Consider the following 26,335-nt stretch of genomic DNA (forward strand, 5'->3'; position numbering starts at 1 on the left):
CAGATCCCTTCGTGCGCCGACAAGTTGCGTGCGCCACCCCGGCCGGCGGCCGTTCGGCACCCTGGGGAGTACCTAGGGCTGCCGGGCGGGGTTGCGCTTTCTTACCTGACACCGGCGCGCGGGTGTCTCTCGACATAGCGCACCCTGGCGAACCCTGGCGAATAGTCGCAAGGCATCTGACACGGGGTTACTGTCAACACAGCCGAGAACCTGGGGGCTTGACGTGACCGGAGAACCCAACACCCGCCTGTCGGACCTGTTCGGCCTAGCCGGCTGGTCCAAGGGCGAACTCGCGAGAATGGTGAACCGGAAGGCGGCGGCCATGGGCCACCCGCAACTGGCCACCGACACCTCGCGCGTGAGGCGCTGGATCGACATGGGGGAGTCCCCCCGCGATCCCGTGCCCAAGGTGCTGGCGGCTCTGTTCACCGAGCGGCTCGGTCGTGTCGTGACCATCGAGGACCTCGGGTTCGGCCGGCGCGGGCGTGCGGGGAAACGGCGAGAGGCCGGGACGCAGGACAATCCCGAGCAACTCCCGTGGCCGCCCGAACGGACGGCAGCGGTCCTCACCGAATTCACGGGAATGGACCTCATGCTCAACCGACGCGGCTTGATGAGCGCGGGCGCCGTGCTCGCCGCCGGCTCCGCCATCGCCGGCCCCATGTACGACTGGCTGCACACCGACCCCGCCCTGGCGGCACAGGCCCCGCGCGCCGGCGACCCCCAGTACGCGGACCCGGCCGGCTTCGACCGGTACGAGGCCGCCCCCATCGGCTCAGAGGAGATCGAGGCGCTGGAGCGGTCCGTCGAGGTGTTCCGGGCCTGGGACGCCTCCCGGGGCGGCGGCCTCCAGCGCAAGGCCGTGGTGGGCCAGCTCAACGAGGTGGGCGGCATGCTCGCCTACCACCACCCCGCCCACCTCCAGAAGCGGTTGTGGGGTGTCGCGGCCAACCTCGCCGTCCTGGCGGGGTGGATGTCGCACGACGTGGGCCTCGAACCCACCGCGCAGAAGTACTTCGTCATCGCCGCCCACGCGGCCCGCGAGGGCGGCGACCGCCCGCGCGCCGGCGAGGCCCTGTCCCGCGCCGCCCGGCAGATGGTCCACCTGGGCCGTCCCGACGACGCGCTGGACCTGATGAAGCTCGCCAAGTCCGGCTCCGGCGAGGCCGTCCTGCCACGCACCCAGGCGATGCTCTGCACCATCGAGGCATGGGCGCAGGCGTCCATGGGCCGGGGCCAGGCCATGCGGCGCACGCTGGGCCGGGCCGAGGAGCTCTTCGTATCGGACAAGGCCGATGTGCCCCCGCCCAGTTGGATGCAGATGTTCGACGAGGCCGACATGCACGGCATGCAGGCCCTGGCGTTCCGTACGCTCGCCGAACACGACCCCTCGGCGGCGGTCATCGCCCAGCGGCACGCGAAGCAGGCCCTGGAGCTGCGGGTCAACGGCCGCGAGCGGTCCAAGATCTTCGACTACATCTCGCTGGCCTCGGCGTGCTTCATCGCCGACGACCCGGAGCAGGCCGACCGCTACGCCCGGCTCGCCCTGGTCACGATGGGGGAGACCTCCTCGCACCGGACCTGGGACCGGCTGCGCGAGATGTACCGGCTGACCGGGCAGTTCTCCGGCTACGCGAAGATCGAGGACCTGCGCGAGCAGATCCAGCTCGCCGTCCCGCCGAACCAGCGCAAGAAGCCGGGGAGCGCGGCGATCTGAGGGGCCCGGGACGCGAGGGATCAGCGGGCTCCGCCGAAGGGGGCTGTGGCTTTCCTACGCCCCGACGCGGGCGATCAGCACGCACGCGTCGTCCAGTCGCTCGGCCGCGCCGAACGTCTCGACGACGATCCGTACGCACTCCTGCGCCGAGCGGGCCTCGGCGAAGCGAGGGGCGAGCCCCAGCAGCTTCTCCGTGCCCGGGCGCGCACCGCCGTGCCCGGCCGCGTCGTCGCGGGCCAGTCCGTCGGTGTGCAGCACCAGCACGTCCCCGGGCAGCAGGTGCGCCTCGACCTGCTCGTAGACGGCCCCGGAGGCCGCGCCGAGCAGCACCCCGTCCGGCAGCGGCAGCGGGCGTCCGGTGCCGTCGCGGAAGAGCAGGGGCGCGGGGTGTCCGGCCTGTGCCCAGTCCAGGGTGCGCGTCGCCGGGTCGAACCTGCCGCACACGGCGCTGCCCAGCGCCGGCTGAATGGAGGTCTCCAGCAACTGGTTGAGATGTCCGAGCAGGGCACCGGGCTCGATGCCGGCCGTCGCCATGCCGCGCACCGCGCCCATCACCACCGCCATGGCGGAGGTGGCCTGGACGCCGTGGCCGGTGAGATCGCCGACGGTGAGCATCGTCCTGCCGTCGGGCAGTTCCATGGCGTCGTACCAGCCGCCGCCGACCAGGGCGCTCGTCTCGGACGGCAGGTAGTGCGCGGCGATGTCCAGGGCGCCGGGACCGTGCTCGGGAAGCCGGAGGGAGGTCTGCCACGGAGGGAGGACGGCTTCCTCCGGATCAGCCGCCGCCCGGTGTCCTGTGCCGGGCTGTTCGCGGCGCAGCGAGTCATGGGTGCGGCGCACCACCCGCTGGCTGCGCCGGAGCGCGCTGACATCGCGCAGCACGGCCCACATGGAGGCGGTGCAGCCGTCCGTGTCCAGGACGGGCTCGCCCATCATGTGCAGGGTCCGGACGCGCCCGTCGGTGTGCCGGATGCGGAACTCGCCGTCTATCGGCTTGCCGTCCACCAGACAGTCCGTGACGAGCGCGGTGAGTAACGGCTGGTCCTCGGGGAGCAGCCGGGAGGGCAGGGCGTCGAGCGAGAGCCCGCCCGCCTCCGGGTCGCGGCCGAAGATCCGGAACAGCTCGTCGGACCAGCTGACCTCGTCGGTGAGCAGATTCCACTCGGCGCTGCCGACCCGGCCGATCAAGGAGCCGGCGGGCTCATCGGCCGTGTCCGCGGGCCGTTCGGAGGGCTCCGCGGACAGGCCGTCGCGGAGCTGTCCCAGATGGGCGCCGAGGTCGTCCAGGTGGTGCACCGCCAGCTCGCACAGCGCCCGCTGCCACCGCGTCCGGGGATCGTCCTCGTCCACGACGCGCACGGCGTCGCGCCGCACCGCGTCCACGTCGCCGCGCAGCCGGCGCGTGCGGTGGATCAACGCGTCGACGGCACCGCGCTCGGGCGGTTGCGGGGCGGGACGGTCCGCGGAGAGGGGGGACGGCATGTCGTACTCCGATACAGGGCGGCACAACCAGTGACGAAGGGTGGACCGCATACGACTTTCGCACAGCCGGAAGGGGCCCGTAAGTGGTTTGGCAACACTCGATGCGTTCTTGCACGGGGCATATGCCAGCGGCTGACTGTAACCCATCCTCTTTCGAACAGCCTTGCTGGTTACGGCGGTTGGTGCAAGTCGCGCGGTGCGCGGAGAGGCTTCGGTGGGCGGGAATGCGGGGGAGGGGTGCCGTGTTGTATGGGCAGAACGAAAACGAATCCCGTTCCCAGGAAGGGATGGGGGTCGTGATCGTCACCGCGTACGACCGTCCGCGTCCAGGAAGGAACGCCTCATGAAGTCCCGTATCCACCCCGTCTCCCGTCCGGTGGTCTTCCGTGACCGCGCCGCCGGGACCGCCTTTCTCACCCGCTCCACCGCCGACTCCGACCGGCGCGTGACGTGGGAGGACGGCCGCAGCTACCCGGTCATCGACGTGGAGACCTCGTCGGCGAGCCACCCCTTCTACACGGGCGCCCGCCAGGTGCTGGACACGGCGGGCCGCATCGAGCGGTTCCACCGCCGTTACGGCACCGAGGCGCCCGCCGCCCGCTGAGCCCCCTGCGGGCCGCCCCGCCCGTGCCCTGGATCACAGTCCGGGGGTGGGATTACGGGGAACAGGCAGTGGTGGTTTATCGTTCACCTATATGTGGATGACGCGCTGAGCGCCCGCATTCAAGCCGCCCCGGCTGGATTCCCCCGATCCGGCCGGGGCTTCCCCTTTCCCGGCCCGGCCGCCGCCCGGCCCGCCCCCGCCGAGGCCTCCACCAGCAGCGCGGCCAACGCCAGCGCCGCGGCCACCACCGCACCGCCCTCCGGCCACCACCTGACCGTCAGCGCGGCGAGCGCGGCCCCCGCCACCACGGCGGCCAGCCGCCCGGCGGCCCAGCCGTCGTCGCCCCGCCACGCCCCCACCGTGAGGCGCCCGACGAGCGAGGTCAGCGTCCCGGTGAAGTAGTTCGTGGGCGTCGACCGCAGCCGCCCCTGGACGCCCATCGCGAGTCCCATGAGCACCAGCACACCCAGCCGGTCCCCGTCCGACGCCGCCGTGCGGGCCGCCCACAGCCACGCCCCCGCCGCGAGCAGCACCACCTCGGCCGGCAGCATCACCGGCACCCGCCGCCACATCCGCTCACCCACCAGCGCGGCACCGGCCACCCCGCAGCCGTACGAGACCAGCGCGGTGACCACCCGCAGCGCGACGCCCTCCTCGCCCGCCCCGGCGGCCGAAGCGCCCAGCAGCACCAGATTCCCGGTCATCACCCCGGCGAAGACCTGGCCCACGCAGAGGAAGACGAACGCGTCCGCCGCCCCGGACGCGGCCGACAACAGCACCAGCGCGACGCGCTCCCGCGCCGTCACTCCAGTCCACGCGCCTGCCGGAACCTCGCCAGGCCCTCGGCCAGCTCCACCACCGGCTCCGGATAGCCCAGCCGCTCCCGCTCCTCATCCGGCAGCTTCCACGGCTCGTGCACGGCGGATCCGGACACCGAAGCCAGCTCCGGCACCCAGCGCCGGACGTACGCCCCGTCCGGGTCGAGCCGCTTGCCCTGCACGACGGGGTTGAGCACCCGGTTGGGGCGGCTGTCGGTGCCCGTGCCCGCCATCCACTGCCAGTTCATCTGGTTGTTGGGGATGTCGCCGTCCACCAGGAGATCCAGGAAGTGGCGTGCCCCCACCCGCCAGTCCACGTACAGCGTCTTGGTCAGGAAGGAGGCGGTGAGCAGCCGGCCCCGGTTGTGCATCCAGCCCTCGTGGCTCAGCTGGCGCATCGCGGCGTCGACCATCGGATAGCCGGTGCGCCCCCGCCGCCATGCCTCGACCTCGTCGGACGCGTCGGCCTCGGACCGCCACCGGTCGTGCTTGTCCCGGTAGTTCTCGTGCGAGGAGGCGGGCCGGGCCGCGAGGACCTGGTAGTGGAACTCCCGCCAGCACAGCTGCCGCACGAAGGCCTCGGCCCCCGCGCCGCCCGCCTCCCGGGACCGGTGCACCAGCTCGACGGGGGACAGGGTGCCGAAGTGCAGATGCGGCGAGAGCCGCGACGTGCCGTCCGCCGCCAGATCGTCGTGCCGGTCCTCGTAGGCGGCGAGCCCGTGCCGCCGCCAGTCCGTGAACGCCTTGCGCCCCGCCTCCTCGCCGCCCTCCGCGAGCCCTTCCGACAGACCGGAGACGTCACCGCGCGACGGCACCTTCTCGGAGCGCGGCCCGTTCGGCACCCGTACGGTGCGCGGCGCGCCGAACACCTCGCGCAGCCGCTCCTGCGACCAGCGCCGGAAGTACGGCGTGAACACGGCGAAGTGGTCCGAGGAGGCGGGCGTCACCGCGCCGGGCGCCACCGCCGTGACCACCCCGTCGTGGACGCGCAGCCGGCGACCGTCCGCCTCCAGCGCCTCGCGCAGCCGCTCCTCGCGACGGCGGGCGTACGCGCTGACGCCCGCCGCCATGTGCACCTCGTCCGCGCCGGTCTCCGAGGCGACCGCGCACACCTCCTCTGCCACGTCCCCGGACCGCAGGACCAGCCGGCCGCCCCGGTCACGCAGTCCGGCGTCGAGATCGCGCAGACAGTCGGCGAGGAAGGCGCGCCGGTTCGGGGCGTCGAAGCCCGCTTCCCCGATCGCGTGGTCCCGGACGAACAGGGGCACGATCTCGTCGGCCGACGCGAGCGCGGCGTGCAGCGGCGGATGGTCGTGCAGACGGAGGTCGGCGGTGAACAGGACGACCGCAACGGTCATGACGCAACTCCAGATGGGGACGGGGACAGCCATGCTGCCGTTACCCCGCCGCCCCGGGACGCACCGGTCAGGGCGACACCGCCGGTACCGCCCGTTCGGGTGACGTCCGGTTCTCCGCCGCCCGCGCGATGTTGCGCGCCATCCCGCCGAACACCACGGCGTGGAACGGCGAGACGCTCCACCAGTACGCGTGGCCGAGCAGCCCGCGCGGATGGAACAGGGCGCGCTGCCGGTAGCGCGAGCGGCCCTCACCGTCCCGCTCCACGTACATCTCCAGCCAGGCCGGGCCCGGCAGCCGCATCTCGGCCCGCAGCCGCAGCAGGCGCCCCGGCTCGATCTCCTCGACCCGCCAGAAGTCCAGCGAGTCGCCCACCCGCAGCCGGTCCGTGTCACGCCGGCCGCGCCGCAGGCCGACCCCGCCCACCAGCCGGTCGAGCCAGCCGCGCACCGCCCAGGCCAGCGGGAACGAATACCAGCCGTGCTCCCCGCCGATGCCCTCCACCACCCGCCACAAAGCCTCCGGCGACGCGTTCACCTCGCGCTCCCGCACGTCCTCGTACAGGCTGCCGCCCGCCCAGTCCGGGTCCGTGGGCAGCGGGTCGCTGGGCACGCCCGGCACCGAGGCGGACGACCACCGGGTGGTGACCCGGGCCTCCCGGATCCGTTGCAGGGCCAGGCGCAGCGCCGTGTCGAAGGCGAACGGCTGCCCCGCGCCGTCGTGGACGTACCCCGCGATGTCGTGCTCCCGGCACACCACCTCGTACCGCAGGGACTCGGCGAGCGGCCGGGCGATCGACGCGGGCACGGGCGTGATCAGCCCGACCCAGTGGCTGGAAAGGCCCGGTGACAGCATCGGCACGGGCAGGATCAGCCGGTGCCGAAGCTCCGCCACCTCCGCGTAACGCTGCATCATGTCCCGGTACGTGAGGACGTCGGGGCCGCCGATGTCGAACGTGCGGTTGACGTCCCCGGGCATGCGGGCGCTGCCCACCAGATAGCGCAGCACATCGCGCACGGCGATCGGCTGGATGCGGGTCGACACCCAGCTCGGCGTCACCATCACCGGCAGCCGCTCCGTGAGATAGCGCAGCATCTCGAAGGAGGCGGAGCCCGAGCCGATGATCACGGCCGCCCGCAGCGCGGTCGTCGGCACGCCGGAGTCCAGCAGGATGCGCCCGACCTCGGCCCGGGAGCGCAGATGCGGCGACAGCTCCCGCTCGGGCACGTCCTCGGGGGCGAGGCCGCCCAGATAGACGATGCGGCCGACCCCTGCGGCCCGCGCCTGCTCCGCGAAGGCGGTGGCGGCCCGCCGGTCGGTCTCCTCGAAGCCGGCCCCGGTCGTCAACGCGTGCACCAGGTAGTACGCCACGTCGATGCCGTCCATCGCCGGGGCGAGCGAGGCCGCGTCCGTGACATCGCCGCGTACGGTCTCGACGTCGCCGGCCCAGGGCTGGTCGCGCAGCTTCTCCGGGGTGCGGGCCAGGCACCGCACCCGGTGCCCGGCCGCCAGCAGCTCCGGGACCAGGCGGCCGCCGATGTAGCCGCTGGCGCCCGTGACCAGGCAGTTCAGGGGTGCGTTGGCGTGATCGCCCGTCATGAGACCTCCGCATCGGATCCGGATGCGCCGGGCCCGCGCGACCGGCCCGCCGCGACCAGTCTGACGCCGGTGGGCCCGCCCCGCACGGCGCGGGGGTGTGGTCCGGCGCTCGCGGGGCATCCGTCGCCCATGGACGCAGTGGCGGCAAGACCTCGGAGCGGTTCGGCCCGGCGCAAGGGATGGGGGCGGCTCCTGCTGCGCGTCTCCATCCTCGTACTGGCCTTCGTGGCCATGGTCGCATTCTCGGTGGTGCTGGCGAAGGTGACGCTCACCCCGTCGCCCGCCTCCGAGGAACTCGTGAAGTCGAACCTGCACCCGGGCCGCTCGCTGCGGCAGTACGCCGAGGACTACACGTTCCTCGCGGCGTGCAAGCAGGCCGGCGGCAACCTGGTGCTGGGCATGCCCTTCGGCATCCTGCTGCCCATCCTCGTCCCGCGGCGGCTCCGGATGCTCCGCATGTTCGTGCTGACCGTGGTGGTCATCGTCCTGGTGGAACTGGTGCAGGGGGCGATCGTACGGGGGCGCGCCTTCGACGTGGACGACGTCATCCTCAACACGGCGGGCGCGCTGCTGGCCTATCTCTTCGTGGGGCGGCGCCTGAGCCATCGTTACCACGTCCTCGCCGAGGACCCGGAGCCCGAGCCGGACCGCCCGAAGGCCGAACCCCGTACGAAGGCGGCCCCGCGTGCGAAGGCCGAGCCCGGGACGAGGACCGCGCCCGGCACCAGGACGGCTCCCCGCCCGAAAGCGGCGACCGGACGCACCGGGCGGTCCTCGACGGCCTGGTCGCGGCTGCGCCACGGCGTCCGCCGCCGGGCCGCGCGCGGCCGTCCTCGCAAGCGCTGACCTGCGGCGGCACGGCTACCCGATCGGCCCGTGGCCGATTGCGGACCGTGTCCGGGGGGCCGACGGTGGAAGGCCACCGGGAGTGCCGCGTACCGGCGCCCGGTGGCCAGGATCGCGGGCCCGGCGCGGTCACCGCCGAGGAGGAGCGATATGACGGACGCCCAGTGGAGCCCGGGGCCGCGCGCCGGGGACGCCGACGAGTTCCGGCCCGTGCTGGACGTCGTGGAGCCCGCCCGTCAGCGACGGCTCACCGTCTTCTTCCGGCTCCTTCTGCTGATCCCGCACCTCGTCGTGCTGTTCTTCCTGGAGATCGCGGCCTTCTTCACTGTCGTGTTCGGCTGGTTCGCCGCCCTGGCGCTCGGCCGGCTGCCCGGACCCGTCTACCGCTTCCTCGCCCAGGTCCTGGCCTACCGGACCCGGGTCGGCGCGAGCGCCATGCTCCTCGTCGACCGCTACCCGCCGTTCAGCCTGTCGCAGCCGCCGGACCACCCCGTCCGCATCGACGTCCGCCCCACGCGGCTGAACAGGCTCGCCGTCTTCTTCCGGCTGATCCTGGTCATTCCCGCCGCGATCGTGCAGGGGCTCGCCACATCCGGGTGGTCCGTCCTGGCCGTCCTGTGGTGGCTCATCACCCTGATCCTGGGCCGCATGCCCCGCCCGCTCTTCGAGGCCACGGCGGCCACCCTGCGCTACGAGATGCGGGTCTCCGCCTACTTCTCCCTGCTCAGCCCCGCCTACCCCAAGGGACTCTTCGGCGACGACGACCTCTCCGTACCGCGGGGACAGCCGCGCTCCGCCACCAGGCCACTGGTCATGGGCGGCGCGGGCAAGGCGCTGGTGGTCCTCTTCCTGGTCCTCGGGCTCGTCGGCGGCGCCACGACGTCCGTGACCCGCTCCGGCTCGGACGGCGACGACTACAGCCTGCGCGCGTAAAACGGCTCGTGCGAACAGCTGTCCAGGGTGCATGATCGCCGGATGACTTGGACCGCACCCTCAGCCACCCGTACGCCCGGCTCGCTCGTCGCCGCCGAACGCGAGATGCTCACCGGCTATCTCGGCTGGTTCCGCTCGACCCTCCTGCGCAAGTGCGCCGGGCTCACCGGTGAACAACTCGCCGAACGTACGGTGGAGCCGTCGAACCTGTCCCTGCTGGGGCTCGTACGCCACATGGCCAAGGTCGAACGCACCTGGTTCCGGCAGCGGTTCGCCGGGCAGGACCTGGAGCCCCTGTACGACCCCGCCAAGGGCAAGGACGCGGACTTCGAGGACCTGGACCCCGCCACGGCCGCCGAGGACTACGCCCGGCTGGTCGAGGAGTGCCGCCTCGCCGACGAGATCGTCGCCGGCGCCTCGCTGGACGACACCTTCACCCACGACGGGGAGGTGTACTCGCTGCGCCTCGTCCACGTCCACATGATCGGGGAGTACGCGCGCCACATCGGCCACGCCGACCTGGTGCGGGAGCGGCTGGACGGGGTCACCGGGGACTGAGGGGCCTGCGAGGGGCCCGGGAACGGTCCCGGGCCGGTTCGCCCTGCGTGAACCCGGCCGCCCGGGTCATACGGATCGTATGACCTCCACCGACTCGGCGACAGAACCGTCCACGAAGCCCGGCCCGGCCGACGACGGCCGGCGCCGCCGTCGCTGGGGCCGTGCGGCCGCCCTCGTCGCGGCCGCGCTCGCCCTGCTGTTCCTCGGCACCCGCCTCAGCCTGCTGCCCGGTTTGGGCGACATCTTCGGCGAGGAGACCCACGACCGCTCGGGCCCCGCCGTGCTCAAGTCGATCCAGGACATGAGCAGGTACGAGGCCGCGGCCGGCAGCTTCCAGGTCGTGGTCGACCTGGAGAAGGACACCAAGTACGTCCCCGACGTGATCCGGGGCAGCCGCACGCTGTACGTCGGCGCCGGCACCGTGTCCGCCTACGTCGACCTCGGACGGGTGACGAGCGGGGGAGTGGTCGTGAACAAGGACCGCACCACCGCCGAGATCCGCCTCCCGCACGCGGTCCTGGGCAAGCCGGCGCTCGACCCCGACCGCTCCTACGCGGTGTCCAAGCAGCGTGGCCTCCTCGACCGGCTCGGCGACTTCTTCTCCGACAATCCCGGCAGCGAACAGGCCGTCAACAAGCTGGCCGCACTGCACATCGGCGACGCGGCCAAGGAGAGCGGTCTGGCGGAGCGCGCCGAGAAGAACACCACCGCGATGCTCAAGGGACTGCTGGAATCCCTGGGCTTCGAGCAGGTCACGGTCAGCTACGGCACCGAGGGCACCAGCGGTTCCTGACCGCGACACGACGGCCGGGGCGGATTACCCCGGCGGCAGAAGTCGTTGAAGCCATGATGAGATGCCGCGGCCGACCCTGCGCCACGGCCGGACAGACCGACGACGGGACAGAACGCATGCCTCTCCAGGGCGAGTACGAGCCGAGCCCCTCCCAGTGGGTTCGCGACCAGGTCGAGCAGTACGAGAGCTCGGGCGGCACGGAAGGGACGACGATGCGCGGCATGCCCGTCATCGTGCTGACCACCGTGGGCGCCAGGAGCGGCAAGATCCGCAAGACGCCCCTCATGCGCGTCGAGCACGACGGCCGGTACGCGGTGGTCGCCTCCCAGGGCGGCGCCCCGACCCACCCCGTCTGGTACCACAACCTCAAGGCCGAACCCCGCGCCGAACTCCAGGACGGCCCGGTGCGCAGCGACATGACGGCCCGTGAGGTCACCGGCGCGGAGAAGGAGCAGTGGTGGGAGCGCGCGGTCGAGGCGTTCCCCGACTACGCCGACTACCAGAAGAAGACGGACCGGCAGATCCCCGTCTTCGTACTGGAGCCGGTGGACGGGAGCCACTGACGCGCCCTCGGGATAGTGTCCAGCTCGGCCCCCAGGGGGTGGGGCCGAGCGGAAGGATGCGAAACCAGATGACGACAGACAACTCCGACCTCGTCGCCTTCGTCAGGGCGCGCCTCGACGAGGAAGAGGACCTCGCGCGGGCGGCCGGCGGCGACGCCTGGCGCTGCCCGGCCGAGAAGCCCGGCGAGATCCACGACCGGGGCGGCGCGATCGCCTTCACCCTGCGTACCCACGGCCACGCCTACGACCGGCACATCGTCCGCCAGGACCCGGCCCGGACGCTCCAGCGCATCGAGACCCACCGGGTCCTCCTGGACGAGTACGCCGAGGTCGCCGCGCTCGACGTGGACCGCCCGGAGCGCGACTTCGCGTCCGGCCGGGCCTTCGGCCTGGGCTTCGTGGTCCGGCAGCTGGCCGCCGAGAACGCGGGCCACCCCGACTACCTGGTGAAGTGGCTGCCCCGGTTCACCCAGTAGACAGGCGGCGGGCCCGTCGGCTCAGAGCGCGTTCGTCCCGTGGTCGCCCCTGGTGCTCACCTGGTCGCTCCGCTCCTGGAGCCGGCGGGCCTTGTCCTGGAGACGCCGCCGCTCCCGCGGGTCCGCTGTGCGCTCCGCGGTCTCCCGCATCTCCTCGGCCTTCGCCCGGATGCGCTCGGCCCGGCCGCCGGTCTCGTCCGCAACGCTCATGATCACTCCAGGTTCTCGTCGGAGAGCCGTCCATCTCAGCGAACCAGGGCGCCCGCACGCCCGCATCCCGAACGCGGGGGCCGGTCCCGCCGGTGTCCGAATGTGACAGGGAACCGTCATTGCGGCCACCGGTGCGGTTGAGCAGGATGGAGTCATGTCCACCGCACACCGCGTCGTCATCGCGGTCTTCCCCGGCGTCGATCTCCTCGACGTCTCAGGCCCCGCCGAGGTCTTCGCCCTGGCCAACAGGGTGTCCGAGGGCCGCGACCGCTACGAGGTCCGGCTCGCCGGTCCCGAGGCGGGCGAGGTCCGGACCTCGGCGGGGGTGCGGCTGCTGGCCGACCTCACCTTCGGCGAGGTGGGCCGGGAGGTCGACACCCTGCTGGTGCCCGGCGCGGTCGACGTGACCGACGACGGGCCCGTCGCCCGGATCGACCCGGACATCGTGGCCTGGGTGAAGGAGACCGCCCCGCACGCCCGCCGGGTGGCGTCCGTGTGCGTCGGCGCACATCTGCTGGCCGCCGCCGGGCTCCTGGACGGCAGGACGGCGACCACCCACTGGTCGACCGCCGCCCAGCTCGCCGCCGCGCACCCGGAGGTCACGGTGGACGCGGACCCGATCTTCGTCCGCGCCGACCGGGGGCGGGTGTGGACCGGGGCCGGCATCAGCGCCTGCCTGGACCTCGCGCTCGCCCTGGTGGCCGAGGACCTGGGCGAGGACACCGCGCTCGCCGTGGCGCGCCAGCTGGTGATGTACCTCAAGCGGCAGGGCGGCCAGAGTCAGTTCTCCGTTCCCCTGAGCAGACCGGCCGCCTCACGGCGCGAGATCGACGCGCTGCGGCTGTGGATCGCGGACCACCTCGACCAGGACCTGTCCGCGCCCGTGCTCGCGGCGCGGATGTGCCTGAGCGAGCGCCACTTCGCCCGGGTCTTCAAACAGGAGACCGGTGTGTCGCCGGCCGCCTATGTGGAGTCCGCCCGCGTCGAGGCGGCCCGGCGCCTCCTGGAGACCACCGACGACCCGCTCGACCGGGTGGCGTCCGCCACCGGGCTCGGGTCGACGGAGACCCTGCACCGCGTGTTCCGGCGGCAGATCGCCACCACACCGGCCGCCTACCGCCGCAGCTTCCGCACCCACGCGGCCTGACCGCTCCGGACACACCCCACTGGGCACGGCGAACGGCTTCGCCCTGCCCGAAAACCTGCTGCCAACGCCCGAAAAGTCCTACCGACAACCCGAGAAAGGCACCACCATGACCACGAACCAGCCCTCCGCGACCCTCCGCGAGGTCTCCGGCCTCGACGCCCGGCTGCCCCGGCTGAGCGAATCCGTCCTGATCCTCATCGACGTCCAGAACACCTACCGCACCGGCGTCATGGCCCTGGAGGGCGCCGAGGAGGCCGTCGCGGCCTGCGCCCGGCTGCTGGAGCGGGCCAGGGCCGCCGGCACCCCGGTGGTCCACGTCATCCACGACGGCGGCGAGGGCTCCCCGTACGACATCCGCGAGCACATCGGCGCCCTCAGCGACGAGGTGGCGCCCCGGGAGGACGAGGCGGTGGTCGTGAAGCAGTTCCCGAACTCCTTCCACCGCACGGAGCTGGAGAAGACCCTCACCGCCCTGGGCGCGGAGCCCGGCAGCGGCAAGGACCTGGTGCTCGCCGGGTTCATGGCCCACATGTGCGTCACGCACACCGCCCAGGGCGCGTTCAACCTCGGCTACCGGCCCGCCGTCGTCGCGGAGGCCACGGCCACCCGCAGCCTGCCCGCGCCCGACGGCACGGTGGTGGCGGCGAGCGCGCTCAAGACCGCCGCGCTCACCGCCATAGGCGACCTGTTCGCGCCGGTCGCCCCCACGGTGGACGACATCCCGGCCTGACGGCGACGCCCGCCGGGCCGGGAGGTCAGCGCTCGACCGACGTGGTCGTGAAGCGGTCGCCGCAGACGCGGATCTGCGGGTCCCGCAGGGTCAGCGCCTCCTTGGAGCCCGGCGGGTACACCCGCAGATAGGCGCCCTGCTTCCAGCAGCCGCCGTCCGCGATGCCCTGGTTCAGCGTGTGCAGCACGACGTGCGCCGTCTTGCCGGTGGCCAGCACCGTCGCCCCGTGCGAGGCGCCGTCGCGCTTGGCAGGGGCGCCGATGACCTGGCCGTCACGCTGGATCAGGGACACGCCGGGGAAGCCGTTCAGGGTGCAGGAGTGCCCGGACTTGTTCACGAACGTGAGCTCGTAGTAGACCTGCCCGGCGCCCCCGTCGCCCTGCTTCACGCTCATGCCCAGCCCTTCGGCCGTGCACCGCGCCGGACCGGCGGCGTCCGCCCCGGACGACGCGCCGGAGTCGTCGGACGCGGCGGGGGAGGACGGTGCCGTCTCCGGGGGCGAGGAGGCCGGGTCGGACGGCTGCGGTGAGGACTGCGCGGGGCCCGTGGTCCCGGCGTGGGCCGCGGGGGAGGCCGCGTCCTCCGATCCGGAGCCGTCGTCGTTGCAGCCCGCCGCGACGAGGGCGAACGACATCATCGCGACGGGCACGAGAAGGCGGCGGCGGAGCGTACGAGTGGTGGTGCGAGAAAGTGTGCCCATAACGGGCGCCTGCTCGATTTTCTGTGATCCCAATCTGATGATCTGGCAAAAAATCCCGTGGGGCGGCGAACCGCCCCGAAGAACGCCGTTCACCGGCCCGGTCACTCCGGCTCCGGCCGGACCACCGGCAGCCCCGCCGCCTCGGCCGCCTCGGCCAGCACCTCGCGGAGCATCGCCGGGGTGAGCCGGCCGGTGAAGACGTTGCGCTGGCTGACGTGGTAGCAGCCGAACACCGTCAGCGGGCCGTCCACGCCGTCGGCCGGTCGCAGCGCCGTACGGGCGCCGTGGCCGAACACCGGCCGGGGCCGGGGGATCTGCCACCCGGCCCGTTCCAGGGCGGCCAGGGTCGCCTGCCAGCCGAAGCCCCCGAGCACGACGACCGACCGCACCGTGGGCCGCAGCAACTGGAGCTCCCGGGCCAGCCACGGCCGGCAGGTGTCCCGCTCGCCCGGCGTGGGGCGGTTGGCGGGCGGCGCGCAGTGCACGGGGGACGTCACCCGGACCCCGTACAGTTCGAGCCCGTCCGCCAGGTCCGTCACCGTGGACCGGGAGGCCAGCCCCAGCTCGTACAGCGTGGCGTACAGCAGGTCCCCGGCCCGGTCGCCGGTGAACATCCTTCCCGTCCGGTTCCCGCCGTGCGCGGCGGGCGCCAGCCCCGTGACGGCCAGGGAGGCGTCGGGGGGCCCGAAGCCGGGGACGGGACGCGCCCAGTACTCCCAGTCGCGGTACGCGGGCCGCTTGATCCGGGCGGTCTCCTCCCGCCACTCCACGAGGCGGGGACAGGCCCGGCACGCGACGAGCCGCCCGTCCAGCCCGGACAGCGTCCGGGAGCGGGCGGCGGCCCGTGCCGGGTAGTCATCGCTCATCGAAACGAGCGTACCCAGCGGAACGGACGGCCGGCCTAACCGCCCCACGACCGATCCGCCGCCCCCGATCCGCCGTGCCCGGGCCAGGGGCGCAGTTTCTCCGGGTTGCGCACCGCCCAGATGCGGTGCACCCGCTCCCCGGCGAGGCCGAACGCGGCCACGGTGACCGTGATCCCGGCGTGCTGGGCGACCAGACCGGGCCGGCCGTTCACCGTGCGTTCCAGCAGGAGGAGTTCGGGCACCTTGTCCGCGAAGTGGACCAGGTACTGGGCGACCCGCTCGGCGCCCTCGACCGGGCGCAGGGCCGCTCCGGCCAGGCCGCCGCCGTCCGTGATCATCGCGGCCTCCGGGTCGAGGAGGCCGATGAGCGCCCCGATGTCCTTGGCCTCCCACGCGCCCTTGAACGCCCGCACCAGAGCCGCCTGTCCGGTCGCCGGGACCGCCTCGGCGCGGGCCTCCCGGACGCGGCGGCGGGCCGAAGCGGCGAGCTGTCGGCAGGCCGGGGCGCTGCGGCCGACGATGTCCGCCACCTCCGCGAAGGGGTACCGGAACACGTCGTGCAGGACGAACGTCACCCGCTCGGCCGGGGTCATGGCCTCCAGGACCACCAGGAAGGCCATGTTCACGGACTCGTCCAGGGTGACCCGGTCCGCGGGGTCCGTCCGGTCGTCGCGGCCTCCGTCGGCCCGGCTGCCGACCCACTCGGAGCGGTCCGGCAGCGGCTCCGGTATCCACTCGCCGACGTAACGCTCCCGCCTGACCCGCGCCGAGCCCAGCACGTCGAGGCAGACCCGGCTGGCCACCGTCGTCAGCCACGCCCCGGGCGACGCGATGGCGTCGCGCTGCTCCGGTGACATCGCGTACCAGCGGGCGTACGTCTCCTGTACCGCGTCCTCCGCCTCGGCGACCGAACCGAGCATCCGGTACGCGAGGTTCATCAGCTGCCGCCGCTCGCCGATGACGGCGCTCAGGTCCGGCTCGGAAGGTGTGCTCATGTACGTGACCGCCCCTGGTTGCCGTCGTGCGTTTCCGCTGCTGACGGTCCGACGGAACAGCGCGCCGGAATGTGAGGCCGCCGGCGGCCTCACATTCCGTGGATCCACGTCGTCGGACCGTCGGGACAGTACCGATCCACCGCCGCGAGGCAGAAGAGAGGACCGCGTCATGGCCGCACCGACGACGGCAGCACCGAGCAGGACCACCCCCGTGAGGGCGGCGGCCCCGGGCCGGACCACGTTCGTCGAGGTCTCCCTCGCCCTGCAGACCCTGGCCGTCTTCTTCCAGGCGGTCACCGCGGGACTGCTGCTCTCCACCTCCTACGGCGAGACCCTGCACGGTATCGGCGCCCGCGTGATGTACGGCGCGACGATGCTGTACGTCCTCGCGGCGGTCCTGGCGTGGCGGCCGGGCGGCGGATCGCCCCGCCCCATCCTCTGCGCGACCGGCTTTCTCGTACTCGCCTCGGTACAGGTGGTGCTGGGCATCGCCCACGCGGCGGCGTGGCATGTCCCGCTGGGCGTCCTGATGTTCGGCCTGAGCACGGTCGCACTCGGCCACGCGGTGTTCACCAGGATGCTGCGCCGGGCGGCCGGGGGATAGCAGGGGCGGCCATTGATCCTGCTGATGGGGGGTACGCGCCGGGGACCCCACGAAAGGACGACGCATGTCCCCACAGCGCAAGAACATCTTCGTGCTCGGCCTGGACGAGGCGAACCTGCCGACTCTGAACGCCGTCCCCGACGCCGCCGGCTACCGGTTCCACCCCCTGCTGACCATCGAGGAGTTGCAGGGAGGCGAGGTTTCGGTCGCGGACCTGATGGACCGGGCGCGTACGGTGCTCGACGCCCACGAGGGCACCATCGACGCGATCGTCGGATACTGGGACTTCCCCGTCAGCACGCTCGTGCCGATGCTCGGCCGCGCGTACGGCACCCGCACCACCAGCCTGGAATCCGTCGTCAAGTGCGAGCACAAGTACTGGAGCCGGCTGGAACAGAAGAAGGTCACCGACGCCCTGCCCGGCTTCGGACGGGTCGACCTCGACAGCGACGACCCGCAGCCGCCCGAGGGCGTCGGCTTCCCCATGTGGCTCAAGCCCGCCCTCGCCTACTCCTCGGAACTCGCCTACGGCGTGGCCGACATGACGGAGTTCCGAGTGGCCGTGGAGACCATACGCAAAGGCATCGGCAGGGTCGGCAAACCCTTCGAAGAGGTGCTGGAACTCCTCGACCTGCCGCCCGAGATGGAGGGGGTCGGCGGGCAGGTCTGCCTCGCCGAGGAGGCCATGACCGGCATCCAGGTCGCCGTCGAGGGCTACGCGAACGACGGCGAGGTCACCGTCTACGGGGTGCTCGACTCCATCAACTACCCCGACTCCCCGTGCTTCCTGCGCCACCAGTACCCGAGCACCCTGCCCCCGGCGGTGGTCCACCAGCTCCACGAGGTCAGCGAGCGGACCATCCGCCAGATCGGCATGGACGCGGCCACGTTCAGCATCGAGTACTTCTACGACCCGAAGACCGGCCGGGTCAGCCTGCTGGAGATCAACCCGCGCCACTCCCAGTCCCACGCGGAGCTCTTCCACTACGTCGACGGCGTCCCCAACCACCACCGGATGATCCGCCTCGCCCTCGGTGAGAACCCCGTGGTGCCCGGCGGCGACGGCCCGTACCGCATGGCCGCCAAGTGGTACTACCGGTGGTTCGGCGAGGGAACGGTCCACGAGGTCCCCACCCCGGAGCGGATCGCCGCCATCGAGCGCGAGATACCCGGTGTACGCATCGACATGGTGCCGTCCGAGGGCCAGAAGCTCTCCACCGTCCCCCAGCAGGACAGCTACAGCTACGAGATCGCCCACATCTTCACCGGAGCGGACGACGAGGAGGGCCTGCGGCGCAAGTTCGACCAGTGCGTCGCCGCGCTCGGCCTCACCTTCGAGGACACCGCACCGGGCGGCCGCGACGTCAAGGCGTCGTGAACAAAGCCGCGAAGAGTAAGGAGCAGAGTACAGGTATGCGACACGTCGACCGACTGCCGTACGAGGTCAGCCAGCAGGACCACGTCACCATCACCATGTCGGACGGGGTCCGGCTGTCGGCGAGGATCTGGCGGCCCGTCACCTCCGACCGCCAACCGGTCCCGGCGATCCTGGAGGCCATCCCGTACCGCAAGAACGACCTGACCTCCACCCGCGACGCGATCCACCACCCCTACATCGCGGGCCACGGCTACGCCTGCGTACGCGTGGACGTGCGGGGCACCGGCGAGTCCGAGGGCGTCCTGCTGGACGAATACCTGGAACGCGAACAGCGCGACGCCGAGGAGGTCCTCGCCTGGCTCGCCGAACAGCCCTGGTGCGACGGCAAGACCGGCATGATGGGCATTTCCTGGGGCGGGTTCGCCGCGCTCCAGGTCGCCGCCCGCCGCCCGCCGAGCCTCGGCGCCATCGTCATCGCCTCCTTCACGGACGACCGGTACGCGGACGACATGCACTACGTCGGCGGTGCGATGCTCTCCGACAACCTGGCCGAGGCGGGCACCATGTTCGCCTACGCCACCTGCCCGCCCGACCCCGAGGCCGTCGGCGACCGCTGGCGGGACATGTGGCACCAACGGCTGGACTCCGCCCGCCCCTGGGTCCTCGAATGGCTGCGCCACCAGGAACGCGACGACTACTGGCGGCACGCCTCGCTCAGCGAGGACTACCAGGCGCTGCGCTGCCCCGTACTCGCCTCCAGCGGCTGGGCCGACGGCTACTCCAACGCCGTCACCCGGCTCCTGAGCCGCGTCGACGTCCCGCGCAAGGGCCTCATCGGGCCCTGGTCGCACAAGCTGCCCCACCTCGGCGAGCCCGGCCCGGCCATCGGCTACCTCCAGGAGGTCGTACGGTGGTGGGACCACTGGCTCAAGGGCGTCGAGAACGGCGTCATGGACGGGCCCATGATCCGCGCCTGGATGCAGGAGAGCGTGCCCCCCTCCACCTCCTACCAGGAACGGCCCGGCCGCTGGGTGGGGGAGCCGAGCTGGCCGTCCCCGCAGATCGAGGAGGTGCCGTACGCGCTCCGCGACCGAGGCATCGTCCGCGGCGACGAGGACCCGGCTACCGAGGTGCCGGAGCGCGTCCACACCGTGCAATCCCCGCTGTCCGTCGGGCAGTTCGCCGGAAAGTGGGCCTCGTACAACGCCCCGCCGGACCTGCCCTACGACCAGCGCGAGGAGGACGGCGGCTCCCTGGTCTTCGAGACCGCGCCGCTGCCCGAACGCGTCGAGATCCTGGGCGCGCCCTCGGTGGACCTGCTCGTCTCCTCGTCCCGCGAGACCGGGCAGGTCGCGGTGCGGCTCTCCGACGTGGCACCGGACGGCCGGGCGACCCGGGTCACCTACGGCGTGCTCAACCTCGCCCACCGCTCCGGCGCGGACCGGCCCGAACCCCTGGAGCCCGGCGAGGCGTACCAGGTGCGGGTCCCGCTCAACGGGGTCGCCCAGGTCTTCCCGGCGGGCCACCGCATCCGCCTCTCGCTCTCCACCTCGTACTGGCCGCTGGTCTGGCCGGCCGCCGCGCCCTCCTGTCTGAGCGTGTACGAGAGCGGCAGCCGCCTCACGCTGCCCGTCCGCCCGGCCGGGGTGGCGGACGGGATGCCCGAGGTGCCCTTCGGTGAGCCGGAGGGGTGCGCGCCGCCCGAGGTCAGCCGGCTCACCGAACCCGAACAGGCGTGGAACGTCTCCAGGAACCTGGTCGACTACCGCTCCGTGCTCGACATCGTGAAGGACCGGGGCATCCAGCGGTTCGAGGAGAACGGCATCGAGGTGGGGCTGCGGGCCTGCGAGAAGTACACCTCCGTCGCGGACGACTTCGGATCGGTGAGCGGCGAGTCCGCATGGACCATGCGATTCCGGCGTACCGACTGGGACGTACGCGTGGAGACCCGCACCCTGCTGACCTCGGACGACACCGCGTTCCACGTGGACGCCACGCTCGACGGCTACGAGGACGGCCGGCGGGTCTTCTCCCGCACCTGGAACGAGAGCGTGCCGAGGTCGAACCTCTGACCGTGAGCGGACCCGGCCCTGATCGGCAAGACACCCCCTAGGACTCCCGGGGGCTGGGGCGCCACTCCAGCATCATGATCGTGGCGTCGTCGGTCAGCCGGTCGTGCTGGTACTCGCGGATGGAGTGGATGAGCTGCCGCAGGGCCTCCGACGCGGGCTCACCGGCGGCCGTGGCGCGGATGACCGAGGCCGTGAAGCGGTTCAGGCCGAACTGGGTGCCGTCCGCCATGCGGGCCTCGGTCACCCCGTCCGTGTACAGCAGGATCCGGTCACCGGGCAGCAGGGGCACCTCGTGGACCACCCGTTCCGCCTCGCAGATCTTGCCCGGGGTGCCGAGCGGCGGTTCGCCGGGGCGGTCCAGCGCGTTGTCCAGGACGCGGTTCTCGCGGATCAGCAGCGGCGGCGGGTGGCCGCAGTTGATCCAGCTCAGGATGCCGCTGGACATGTCCAGTTGCAGGGCGATGCCGGTGCAGAACTGGTCGGGCAGCCACTCCGCCAGCGCGTCGTCCACCGTCCTGACGAGCTCCCGCAGCCCCGACCCCTTGCGCCGGGCGCTGCGGCAGCCGGCCACCGCGATGGCGCTGGTCAGCCCGGACGCCAGGTTGTGCCCCATCGCGTCGAGGATGACCGCGTGCAGCGTCGACTCCGTCAGCGAGTGGTCGAAGGCATCGCCGCCCAGCTCGTACGCCGGTTCCAGCACCGCCGTGGACAGCGCCCGGTCCTCACCCACCGCGCGCGGCGGCAGCAGGGTCCGCACCATCTCGGCGGGAAGCGTCATCGTCTCCGTACGCGCCCGCTGGACGAACCGGTCGCTGAACGCGCGCTTCGACGTGATCGCCATCGCCAGGACGGACGCCAGACTCGCGCACCGTTCGAGCAGCGTCCGGTCCAACGCGTCCACCTGCACGCCGATGACACCCAGCCGCTCCACCCCGTCCACCAGAGGCAGCCACGCGACCAGCGTCTCGGTGTCCGTCGTCTCGACACGCAGGGCCAGGGAGCGGAAGGCCGAACCGGCCAGGGACGCGTCCACATCGAGCTGCGCCTCGCCCGAGAGCGGGGAGAGGCGCTGCTGCTGAAGGTCGACGATGTAGATCTCCACCCGGCGCAGGCCCAGCAGACCCGCGTACCGGTTGACCAGAGCCAGTAGATCGGTCGGCGCGGTCGCGTGCACCTCCGCCAGGAACTCGTGCAGCAGCCGCTCGCCGTCACTGGTGGGGGAGTGTGTCATGGGGATATCACCCGTCCGGCAGATGTGTACGCACCGAAAGCCATACGGAAAAGTGAGGGCGGCCGGGAATTTCCCGGCCGCCCTCACTTTATGTGCCGCTTCGACGTATCGCCCGGTCAGATCTACCAGCGGTACCAGCGGCCTCGCTTTCCACCGCTGCCCGCCGGGCGGACGACGAACCCGAGCAGCCACACCACCAGGACGGCGATGGCTATCCACCACAGGGCCTTCAGGGCGAAACCCGCCCCGAAGAGAATGAGCGCAAGCAGAAGAACCAGAATCACGGGAACCATGGGTATCAACCTCCGAAGCATCGGATGCCCCGGCCCTCCGCCTGTATTCCTGAAAGAGCCCCGACTTTCCGGAGGTGGAGCGGGAAGGGGATTCCACGATGCCGGTGCCCAGGTGCGGAGACCACGTCAGGTGACACACCTGCCAAGGATCTTGCCGCACGGGTGTGTGGAACGCATGGCTCCGGGTAGTCGCTGCTTCGCGCATGCGTAAGCAGCCGCTGTCCGATGGAAGGAATGATCGCCATGCCGACATCCGTATCTGCCCAGGTGCCGGGGACCAAGACAGGTGCGCCGGCCGAACTCCCGGAGATCGCAGACCCGTTGAAGGTCGCGCCCAAGGACGCCCGGGAACTCAGCAAGCTGTTCTTCGACCGGTTGCAGACCCTCGAAGAAGGCACTGCGGAGTACCAGTACGCCCGCAATACGCTCATCGAGATGAACCTCACCCTGGTCCACTTCGCCGCGGCCCGCTACCGCAACCGCGGCAACGGGCAGATGGAGGACATCATCCAGGTGGGCACCATCGGGCTCATCAAGGCCATCGACCGCTTCGAACTCACCAGGGAAGTCGAATTCACCTCGTTCGCCATTCCCTATATCGTCGGTGAGATCAAGCGCTTCTTCCGCGACACCACCTGGTCCGTTCATGTGCCCCGACGGCTCCAGGAACTCCGGGTCACCCTGGCGAAAGCCAAGGAAGAACTGGCCACCTCGCTCGGCCGCGAAGCCACCGTCGCCGAACTCGCCGAACGCCTCGGCATCAGCGAGGAGGACGTCATCGAGGGCCTGGTCGCCTCCAACGGCTACACCGCACACTCGCTGGACGTGCCCCTCGACGGGGCGGAGTCCGACAGCCCCAGCGGGGTGAGCCGCACCCATGCGGACATCACCGGCGAGTGCGACCCGGGGATCGAGCTGGTCGAGAACCTGCACGCCCTGGCACCCCTGCTGGAGACCCTGGACGAGCGGGAACGCGCCATCGTCCAGATGCGCTTCGGAGAGGAGATGACGCAGTCCCAGATAGGTGAACGCCTCGGTCTCTCCCAGATGCATGTCTCACGGCTGATCGCCCGCATTCTGGGCAAGCTCCGCGCGGGCATCCTCACCGAGGACTAGGGCCTACTGGACGCGCGACGTGCGCGTGGACGACTCGTCCTCGTCCTCGTCGTCGTCCGAACCCGGCACATGGACGTCGTTGACATTGATGTTGATCTCGACCACATCGAGACCGGTCATCGTCTCGACGGCGTCCGTGACGTTGTTACGGAGGCTGCGGGCGGTGTCCAGGATGGGGGCGCCGTACTCCACGACGATGTCGACGTCGATGGCGGTCTCCTTCTCGCCGACCTCCACCTTGACGCCCCGCCCCGGGTCACTGGAGCGGGAGACCTTGTCCCTGACGGCTCCGATGGCCCGCGAAGGGCCCTTGCCGACGGAATAGACCCCGTCGGTCTCCCGTACCGCGATACCGGCGATGGTCGACACCACGCTGTCCGCGATGGTCGTCGTCCCTCGCGTGCCCGCCGCACCGCCGTCCAGCGTGGTGCCGCCGCTTTCGTTGGTCGCCATGAGTTCCTCGCACAGAGAGAGGTGGAGTGGGGGAGGGCTGCCCGGCGGAAGCCGTTCCGCCCTCCCTTCCACTTTCCTCCGGCTCCCGCGCCCCCGCCATTCGGGTGATCGCCGCACCCGGGGAAACCTCGGCCGGCTCAGTCGCGCGGCAGCAGCGTCCCCAGCGGCCCGAGGTCCAGATTGAGATCCTCGGGACGCACTCCGTGCTGCGCGCACAGCTCCGTCATCCGCTGCTCCAGGAGCATCAGGGTCGTGCCGATCTCCTCGGTCTGCTCCTCGGTGAGTTCACCCTCGTCGATGCGCCGGATCGCCTGGCGCTCCATCAGCTGGCGCAGCAGCTCCACCACGGTGAGCACCAGCGTGACGAGGTCCTGGCCCACTTTGCCGGACTCCAGCTCGACCCGTGCGTCCGTCACAGTGGCCCGCCGTCCGCCCAGGGCGCCGGGACCCGCTCGCTCACCGAGGACAGCAGCGCGTGCAGCGACAGGCGTACGAGAGGCACGTCGGCGATCGCGATGACCAGGTCCCCGCTGATGACCACCCCGGTCGCAAGCACCCGGTCCAGCAGATCGACCAGGGGCACCCCGATCGGCCCGCTCAGGGGTTCCGGTTCGTCCCAGGGCACGACGGAGCGCTCCACCTCTACACCTCTCCGACGAAGGAGTACGGGACCCAGGGCCCCGACAGCTCGACCTGCGCCCCGGTCCGCTCGCGCAGGCTCTGCGCCAGCCGCGCCAGCTCCGCCGCTCGGTCCTGCGCCACCAGATACGTGGCGTTGAGTACTTGGACGCGCCGGTCGTCCGGCACCCGGGCACAGTGGGAGGGCAGCCTGCGCGAGGCGGTGGCCAGGCCGCTCACGTCCGCGTCCACCACCTCCGCGATGCGCAGGCCGTCCGTCCGGTGCCGTTCACGCCGGTCCCGCAGATTCCGCTTCCGGTCGAGGTAGGCGCGGCCGGCTCCGGGCGCGGGCCGCTGCGGGCCGGCCTCGGGCGCCTCCCGGGCCGGTGCGTCGGCCACGTACACCTTCACACCCCACTCGGAGTGGTGGGCCGTACGTTCCAGCGCGGCGTGGAAGCGCCGGGCCTCCTTGGTCAGCGCCGCCCGGGCCCGCTCCTCGTCGTGGTACAGCGTGGCCAGCGGGAGGGGCACCGTCGGGTACCGGGCGGCCATCGCGCACACGACGTCGTGATGGGCCCGTGCGTACCGTTCGAGTTCGGGCTCGTCGGCCAGCCGGGCCTGCCATGCCTCGTCGGTGAAGTCCGCCGCCCGCACGGTCTGGACGACCGCGGTGAGCGCGGGGCCGAGGGGCAGGGTGCGCAGCGGGCTCCCGTCCGTGACGCCTGCCGGGCCGGTGAGATCCGGCCGCACCTCGGTGCGGCACACGGCGTAGACGTACACGGCGCGGGCGCCCGCGGGCGAGCGGACGTCCTCGGTCATGACTCGGACGCCTGTGACTCGAGGGCGTCCAGGCGGGCCCGCAGCTCCCGGTTCTCGTCCTGCAGCGCGTTGCGTGCCGCGTGCGAACTGAGCGCGGGATCGGTCTCCCACCAGTCGATCCCGGCCTTCTTCGCCGTGTCGACGGAGGCGACGAACAGGCGCAGCCGGATGGTGAGCAGTTCGATGTCCAGCAGGTCGATCTTGATGTCACCGGCGATGACGATGCCCTTGTCCAGGACGCGTTCGAGGATGTCGGCGAGGTTGGTCGTGTGCGGGCCGGCGGGTGCGTAGGCGGCGTCCTGCCGGAAGTCGAGATCAGTCACGACGGGACCTCCGCCCGCGCCGCCTGCTCGGGGCGGGCTCCTCCTCGCCGTCCTCTTCTTCCTCTTCCTCGTCCTCTTCGTCCTCCGGTTCCTCTTCCGGTTCCTCGTCGTCCTCCCACTCGTCCTCGTCCTCGTCGCCTTCCTCGTCCCCGCCTTCGTCCTCGTACTCCTCGTCCTCCGGCTGTTCCTCGCCGCCCTCGGACTCCTCCTCCTCGGCCACGGCGTCCTCGTGGGAGACGACGACCTCGCCGTCGCGGATCTCGCCGCGCCAGCCGTCGGGCTCCTCGTCGGTGAGGCTGATGTAGCGCTGGAAGTGCTTGAAGTCCAGGCGGATGCGGCGGCCCTGGGCCCGCCAGAGGTTGCCCGTCTTCTCGAAGAAGCCGGACGGGTAGTACTCGACCACCAGCATGATGCGGGTCAGATTCGGTGTCAGCTCGTGGAAGCTGACGACACCCCGCGTCGTGCCCTTGGAGCCCTCCGAGGTCCAGGCGATGCGTTCGTCGGGGATCTGTTCCTGGACGGTCGCCTTGAAGCTGCGCGAGGACGGCCCGATCTTGACCTTCCAGTCGCTCGTGACCTCATCCTCCGTCGAGACGTCCTGGACACCCTTCGCGAAGCTGCTGAAGCGGTCGTACTGGGTCCAGTAGTCGTACGCCGTACGCAGCGGCACACCGACGTCGAGGACTTCCACGATGTTCATCGACTTGCCGCCACCGCTCGATTTGCTCTTCCCCTTGCCACCACCGAACGCCTCTTTGGCCTTCTCCGTGACGTTGTCCTTCACGCCCTTGGCCTTTTCCGAGACGAACGACTTCAGCGGCGATTCGCCCTGGAGGACCCGGGAGGCCACAGCGGGCAGGGAGCCGCCGTCCCCCGCGGAGTCGGTGAGCTGCTGTGCGACATCCGTCAGCTTGCCGCTCGCCTTGCCCGTGAGGTCCTCCACCTTCGCGCTGAGGAAGCCCGACAGCTCCTCGCGGAGCCGGTCGAGACCCGACTCCTGCGTTCCGGACTCGTCCTGATCTGTCCTGGCCATGA

General features: G+C 71.7%; 30 protein-coding genes. 14 read left to right on the forward strand and 16 right to left on the reverse strand.

The features are described 5' to 3' along the window. Positions 1–223 precede the first annotated feature (223 nt). Complete coding sequence (locus ACFZAT_RS24355; RefSeq protein ID WP_391267017.1) at positions 224–1,717, forward strand: hypothetical protein; 1,494 nt, start codon at positions 224–226, stop codon at positions 1,715–1,717. Positions 1,718–1,771: 54 nt separating this feature from the next. Here the strand turns inward: ACFZAT_RS24355 and ACFZAT_RS24360 are convergent, their stop codons facing one another. Continuing rightward, complete coding sequence (locus tag ACFZAT_RS24360) at positions 1,772–3,199, reverse strand: SpoIIE family protein phosphatase (RefSeq protein ID WP_391267018.1); 1,428 nt, start codon at positions 3,197–3,199, stop codon at positions 1,772–1,774. A 343-nt stretch (positions 3,200–3,542) separates the two neighbouring features. On the opposite strand from ACFZAT_RS24360, the gene ACFZAT_RS24365 reads away from it, so the two are divergent. Further along, the gene (locus ACFZAT_RS24365) at positions 3,543–3,803 is read left to right on the forward strand and encodes a type B 50S ribosomal protein L31 (protein ID WP_391267019.1); all 261 of its coding nucleotides are present in this window, start codon (positions 3,543–3,545) and stop codon (positions 3,801–3,803) included. A 119-nt stretch (positions 3,804–3,922) separates the two neighbouring features. On the opposite strand, the gene ACFZAT_RS24370 is transcribed toward ACFZAT_RS24365, so the two are convergent. From ACFZAT_RS24370 to ACFZAT_RS24380, 3 genes are all read right to left on the reverse strand, one after another. Next, complete coding sequence (locus tag ACFZAT_RS24370) at positions 3,923–4,582, reverse strand: DUF1275 family protein (protein WP_391267256.1); 660 nt, start codon at positions 4,580–4,582, stop codon at positions 3,923–3,925. A 23-nt stretch (positions 4,583–4,605) separates the two neighbouring features. Then, positions 4,606–5,979 (reverse strand): FAD-binding domain-containing protein, encoded by a 1,374-nt coding sequence (locus ACFZAT_RS24375; RefSeq protein WP_391267021.1) that lies wholly within the window; start codon positions 5,977–5,979, stop codon positions 4,606–4,608. A gap of 67 nt (positions 5,980–6,046) precedes the next feature. After that, positions 6,047–7,576, reverse strand: a complete 1,530-nt coding sequence (locus ACFZAT_RS24380) for an SDR family NAD(P)-dependent oxidoreductase (protein WP_391267024.1) — start codon at positions 7,574–7,576, stop codon at positions 6,047–6,049. Positions 7,577–7,705: 129 nt separating this feature from the next. Between ACFZAT_RS24380 and ACFZAT_RS24385 the strand changes: the two genes are divergently transcribed. The 6 genes from ACFZAT_RS24385 (at position 7,706) to ACFZAT_RS24410 (ending at position 11,745) form a co-directional block, all read left to right on the forward strand. Further along, the gene (locus ACFZAT_RS24385; RefSeq protein ID WP_391267026.1) at positions 7,706–8,422 is read left to right on the forward strand and encodes a VanZ family protein; all 717 of its coding nucleotides are present in this window, start codon (positions 7,706–7,708) and stop codon (positions 8,420–8,422) included. A gap of 150 nt (positions 8,423–8,572) precedes the next feature. Next, positions 8,573–9,355 carry a DUF4389 domain-containing protein gene (locus tag ACFZAT_RS24390; protein WP_391267027.1) on the forward strand — a complete coding sequence of 261 codons (783 nt, stop codon included), beginning with the start codon at positions 8,573–8,575 and terminating at the stop codon, positions 9,353–9,355. A gap of 42 nt (positions 9,356–9,397) precedes the next feature. Next, on the forward strand, positions 9,398–9,913 hold the full coding sequence (locus tag ACFZAT_RS24395; RefSeq protein ID WP_391267028.1) for a DUF664 domain-containing protein: 516 nt from the start codon (positions 9,398–9,400) through the stop codon (positions 9,911–9,913). 79 nt (positions 9,914–9,992) lie between these two features. After that, positions 9,993–10,706 carry a DUF4230 domain-containing protein gene (locus ACFZAT_RS24400; protein WP_391267031.1) on the forward strand — a complete coding sequence of 238 codons (714 nt, stop codon included), beginning with the start codon at positions 9,993–9,995 and terminating at the stop codon, positions 10,704–10,706. Between the two features lie 116 nt (positions 10,707–10,822). After that, positions 10,823–11,269, forward strand: coding sequence for a nitroreductase/quinone reductase family protein (locus ACFZAT_RS24405; protein ID WP_391267033.1), 447 nt, complete (start codon positions 10,823–10,825; stop codon positions 11,267–11,269). Positions 11,270–11,337: 68 nt separating this feature from the next. After that, positions 11,338–11,745, forward strand: coding sequence for a DUF6221 family protein (locus ACFZAT_RS24410; protein ID WP_391267034.1), 408 nt, complete (start codon positions 11,338–11,340; stop codon positions 11,743–11,745). Between the two features lie 21 nt (positions 11,746–11,766). Here ACFZAT_RS24410 and ACFZAT_RS24415 read toward each other — a convergent pair whose 3' ends face one another. After that, entirely contained in the window at positions 11,767–11,955 is a 189-nt protein-coding gene (locus ACFZAT_RS24415; RefSeq protein WP_391267035.1) for a DUF6381 family protein, read from the reverse strand. A 154-nt stretch (positions 11,956–12,109) separates the two neighbouring features. On the opposite strand from ACFZAT_RS24415, the gene ACFZAT_RS24420 reads away from it, so the two are divergent. Together ACFZAT_RS24420 and ACFZAT_RS24425 are read left to right on the forward strand one after the other, a co-directional pair. Next, positions 12,110–13,102 (forward strand): DJ-1/PfpI family protein, encoded by a 993-nt coding sequence (locus ACFZAT_RS24420; protein WP_391267036.1) that lies wholly within the window; start codon positions 12,110–12,112, stop codon positions 13,100–13,102. A gap of 106 nt (positions 13,103–13,208) precedes the next feature. Beyond that, positions 13,209–13,832 carry an isochorismatase family protein gene (locus tag ACFZAT_RS24425; protein WP_391267038.1) on the forward strand — a complete coding sequence of 208 codons (624 nt, stop codon included), beginning with the start codon at positions 13,209–13,211 and terminating at the stop codon, positions 13,830–13,832. Between the two features lie 25 nt (positions 13,833–13,857). On the opposite strand, the gene ACFZAT_RS24430 is transcribed toward ACFZAT_RS24425, so the two are convergent. The 3 genes from ACFZAT_RS24430 to sigJ all read right to left on the reverse strand — a co-directional run bounded on the left by ACFZAT_RS24430 (position 13,858) and on the right by sigJ (position 16,393). After that, entirely contained in the window at positions 13,858–14,532 is a 675-nt protein-coding gene (locus ACFZAT_RS24430; RefSeq protein WP_391267039.1) for a DUF4232 domain-containing protein, read from the reverse strand. A gap of 101 nt (positions 14,533–14,633) precedes the next feature. Beyond that, a complete protein-coding gene (locus tag ACFZAT_RS24435; RefSeq protein ID WP_391267040.1) occupies positions 14,634–15,398 on the reverse strand; it encodes a uracil-DNA glycosylase family protein in 765 nt (254 codons plus the stop codon). 35 nt (positions 15,399–15,433) lie between these two features. Next, positions 15,434–16,393 (reverse strand): RNA polymerase sigma factor SigJ, encoded by a 960-nt coding sequence (gene sigJ / locus ACFZAT_RS24440; RefSeq protein WP_391267041.1) that lies wholly within the window; start codon positions 16,391–16,393, stop codon positions 15,434–15,436. 169 nt (positions 16,394–16,562) lie between these two features. Here sigJ and ACFZAT_RS24445 point away from each other — a divergent pair, with 169 nt between their 5' ends. From ACFZAT_RS24445 to ACFZAT_RS24455, 3 genes are all read left to right on the forward strand, one after another. Then, positions 16,563–16,997: a hypothetical protein gene (locus tag ACFZAT_RS24445; RefSeq protein ID WP_391267042.1), complete on the forward strand. Its 435-nt coding sequence runs from the start codon at positions 16,563–16,565 to the stop codon at positions 16,995–16,997. 64 nt (positions 16,998–17,061) lie between these two features. After that, complete coding sequence (locus ACFZAT_RS24450) at positions 17,062–18,375, forward strand: ATP-grasp domain-containing protein (RefSeq protein WP_391267043.1); 1,314 nt, start codon at positions 17,062–17,064, stop codon at positions 18,373–18,375. Positions 18,376–18,410: 35 nt separating this feature from the next. Continuing rightward, a complete protein-coding gene (locus ACFZAT_RS24455; RefSeq protein WP_391267045.1) occupies positions 18,411–20,447 on the forward strand; it encodes a CocE/NonD family hydrolase in 2,037 nt (678 codons plus the stop codon). A 37-nt stretch (positions 20,448–20,484) separates the two neighbouring features. Here the strand turns inward: ACFZAT_RS24455 and ACFZAT_RS24460 are convergent, their stop codons facing one another. Both ACFZAT_RS24460 and ACFZAT_RS24465 read right to left on the reverse strand, forming a co-directional pair. Beyond that, entirely contained in the window at positions 20,485–21,678 is a 1,194-nt protein-coding gene (locus tag ACFZAT_RS24460) for a SpoIIE family protein phosphatase (protein WP_391267049.1), read from the reverse strand. 122 nt (positions 21,679–21,800) lie between these two features. After that, positions 21,801–21,971, reverse strand: a complete 171-nt coding sequence (locus ACFZAT_RS24465; protein WP_391267052.1) for a hydrophobic protein — start codon at positions 21,969–21,971, stop codon at positions 21,801–21,803. Positions 21,972–22,205: 234 nt separating this feature from the next. Here ACFZAT_RS24465 and ACFZAT_RS24470 point away from each other — a divergent pair, with 234 nt between their 5' ends. Next, complete coding sequence (locus tag ACFZAT_RS24470) at positions 22,206–23,087, forward strand: SigB/SigF/SigG family RNA polymerase sigma factor (protein WP_391267054.1); 882 nt, start codon at positions 22,206–22,208, stop codon at positions 23,085–23,087. Positions 23,088–23,090: 3 nt separating this feature from the next. Here the strand turns inward: ACFZAT_RS24470 and ACFZAT_RS24475 are convergent, their stop codons facing one another. The 6 genes from ACFZAT_RS24475 to ACFZAT_RS24500 all read right to left on the reverse strand — a co-directional run bounded on the left by ACFZAT_RS24475 (position 23,091) and on the right by ACFZAT_RS24500 (position 26,333). Then, on the reverse strand, positions 23,091–23,540 hold the full coding sequence (locus ACFZAT_RS24475) for an Asp23/Gls24 family envelope stress response protein (protein WP_391267056.1): 450 nt from the start codon (positions 23,538–23,540) through the stop codon (positions 23,091–23,093). Positions 23,541–23,677: 137 nt separating this feature from the next. Then, positions 23,678–23,956: a gas vesicle protein GvpK gene (locus ACFZAT_RS24480; protein WP_391267058.1), complete on the reverse strand. Its 279-nt coding sequence runs from the start codon at positions 23,954–23,956 to the stop codon at positions 23,678–23,680. Then, positions 23,953–24,180 (reverse strand): gas vesicle protein, encoded by a 228-nt coding sequence (locus ACFZAT_RS24485; protein ID WP_073865453.1) that lies wholly within the window; start codon positions 24,178–24,180, stop codon positions 23,953–23,955. The genes ACFZAT_RS24480 and ACFZAT_RS24485 overlap by 4 nt, the downstream gene beginning before the upstream one ends. 2 nt (positions 24,181–24,182) lie before the next feature. Beyond that, positions 24,183–24,977, reverse strand: a complete 795-nt coding sequence (locus ACFZAT_RS24490) for a GvpL/GvpF family gas vesicle protein (RefSeq protein ID WP_391267060.1) — start codon at positions 24,975–24,977, stop codon at positions 24,183–24,185. Then, positions 24,974–25,300 carry a gas vesicle protein GvpJ gene (locus ACFZAT_RS24495; protein ID WP_391267061.1) on the reverse strand — a complete coding sequence of 109 codons (327 nt, stop codon included), beginning with the start codon at positions 25,298–25,300 and terminating at the stop codon, positions 24,974–24,976. The genes ACFZAT_RS24490 and ACFZAT_RS24495 overlap by 4 nt, the downstream gene beginning before the upstream one ends. Beyond that, positions 25,293–26,333 (reverse strand): SRPBCC family protein, encoded by a 1,041-nt coding sequence (locus ACFZAT_RS24500; protein ID WP_391267062.1) that lies wholly within the window; start codon positions 26,331–26,333, stop codon positions 25,293–25,295. Before ACFZAT_RS24500 ends, ACFZAT_RS24495 begins: the two co-directional genes overlap by 8 nt. Between the last annotated feature and the right edge of the window lie 2 nt (positions 26,334–26,335).

This window comes from Streptomyces sp. NPDC008163 (assembly GCF_042956885.1).
In the GTDB taxonomy this organism is placed as follows: domain Bacteria; phylum Actinomycetota; class Actinomycetes; order Streptomycetales; family Streptomycetaceae; genus Streptomyces; species Streptomyces drozdowiczii_A.

Excerpts from the sequence above, each read along its gene's own strand:
- ACFZAT_RS24360 (WP_391267018.1), bottom strand. The coding sequence starts at position 3,199 with ATGCCGTCCCCCCTCTCCGCGGACCGTCCCGCCCCGCAACCGCCCGAG.
- ACFZAT_RS24365 (WP_391267019.1), top strand. The coding sequence starts at position 3,543 with ATGAAGTCCCGTATCCACCCCGTCTCCCGTCCGGTGGTCTTCCGTGAC.
- ACFZAT_RS24375 (WP_391267021.1), bottom strand. The coding sequence starts at position 5,979 with ATGACCGTTGCGGTCGTCCTGTTCACCGCCGACCTCCGTCTGCACGAC.
- ACFZAT_RS24380 (WP_391267024.1), bottom strand. The coding sequence starts at position 7,576 with ATGACGGGCGATCACGCCAACGCACCCCTGAACTGCCTGGTCACGGGC.
- ACFZAT_RS24385 (WP_391267026.1), top strand. The coding sequence starts at position 7,706 with ATGGACGCAGTGGCGGCAAGACCTCGGAGCGGTTCGGCCCGGCGCAAG.
- ACFZAT_RS24390 (WP_391267027.1), top strand. The coding sequence starts at position 8,573 with ATGACGGACGCCCAGTGGAGCCCGGGGCCGCGCGCCGGGGACGCCGAC.
- ACFZAT_RS24395 (WP_391267028.1), top strand. The coding sequence starts at position 9,398 with ATGACTTGGACCGCACCCTCAGCCACCCGTACGCCCGGCTCGCTCGTC.
- ACFZAT_RS24400 (WP_391267031.1), top strand. The coding sequence starts at position 9,993 with ATGACCTCCACCGACTCGGCGACAGAACCGTCCACGAAGCCCGGCCCG.
- ACFZAT_RS24405 (WP_391267033.1), top strand. The coding sequence starts at position 10,823 with ATGCCTCTCCAGGGCGAGTACGAGCCGAGCCCCTCCCAGTGGGTTCGC.
- ACFZAT_RS24410 (WP_391267034.1), top strand. The coding sequence starts at position 11,338 with ATGACGACAGACAACTCCGACCTCGTCGCCTTCGTCAGGGCGCGCCTC.
- ACFZAT_RS24415 (WP_391267035.1), bottom strand. The coding sequence starts at position 11,955 with ATGAGCGTTGCGGACGAGACCGGCGGCCGGGCCGAGCGCATCCGGGCG.
- ACFZAT_RS24420 (WP_391267036.1), top strand. The coding sequence starts at position 12,110 with ATGTCCACCGCACACCGCGTCGTCATCGCGGTCTTCCCCGGCGTCGAT.
- ACFZAT_RS24425 (WP_391267038.1), top strand. The coding sequence starts at position 13,209 with ATGACCACGAACCAGCCCTCCGCGACCCTCCGCGAGGTCTCCGGCCTC.
- ACFZAT_RS24430 (WP_391267039.1), bottom strand. The coding sequence starts at position 14,532 with ATGGGCACACTTTCTCGCACCACCACTCGTACGCTCCGCCGCCGCCTT.
- ACFZAT_RS24435 (WP_391267040.1), bottom strand. The coding sequence starts at position 15,398 with ATGAGCGATGACTACCCGGCACGGGCCGCCGCCCGCTCCCGGACGCTG.
- sigJ (WP_391267041.1), bottom strand. The coding sequence starts at position 16,393 with ATGAGCACACCTTCCGAGCCGGACCTGAGCGCCGTCATCGGCGAGCGG.
- ACFZAT_RS24445 (WP_391267042.1), top strand. The coding sequence starts at position 16,563 with ATGGCCGCACCGACGACGGCAGCACCGAGCAGGACCACCCCCGTGAGG.
- ACFZAT_RS24450 (WP_391267043.1), top strand. The coding sequence starts at position 17,062 with ATGTCCCCACAGCGCAAGAACATCTTCGTGCTCGGCCTGGACGAGGCG.
- ACFZAT_RS24455 (WP_391267045.1), top strand. The coding sequence starts at position 18,411 with ATGCGACACGTCGACCGACTGCCGTACGAGGTCAGCCAGCAGGACCAC.
- ACFZAT_RS24460 (WP_391267049.1), bottom strand. The coding sequence starts at position 21,678 with ATGACACACTCCCCCACCAGTGACGGCGAGCGGCTGCTGCACGAGTTC.
- ACFZAT_RS24465 (WP_391267052.1), bottom strand. The coding sequence starts at position 21,971 with ATGGTTCCCGTGATTCTGGTTCTTCTGCTTGCGCTCATTCTCTTCGGG.
- ACFZAT_RS24470 (WP_391267054.1), top strand. The coding sequence starts at position 22,206 with ATGATCGCCATGCCGACATCCGTATCTGCCCAGGTGCCGGGGACCAAG.
- ACFZAT_RS24475 (WP_391267056.1), bottom strand. The coding sequence starts at position 23,540 with ATGGCGACCAACGAAAGCGGCGGCACCACGCTGGACGGCGGTGCGGCG.
- ACFZAT_RS24490 (WP_391267060.1), bottom strand. The coding sequence starts at position 24,977 with ATGACCGAGGACGTCCGCTCGCCCGCGGGCGCCCGCGCCGTGTACGTC.
- ACFZAT_RS24500 (WP_391267062.1), bottom strand. The coding sequence starts at position 26,333 with ATGGCCAGGACAGATCAGGACGAGTCCGGAACGCAGGAGTCGGGTCTC.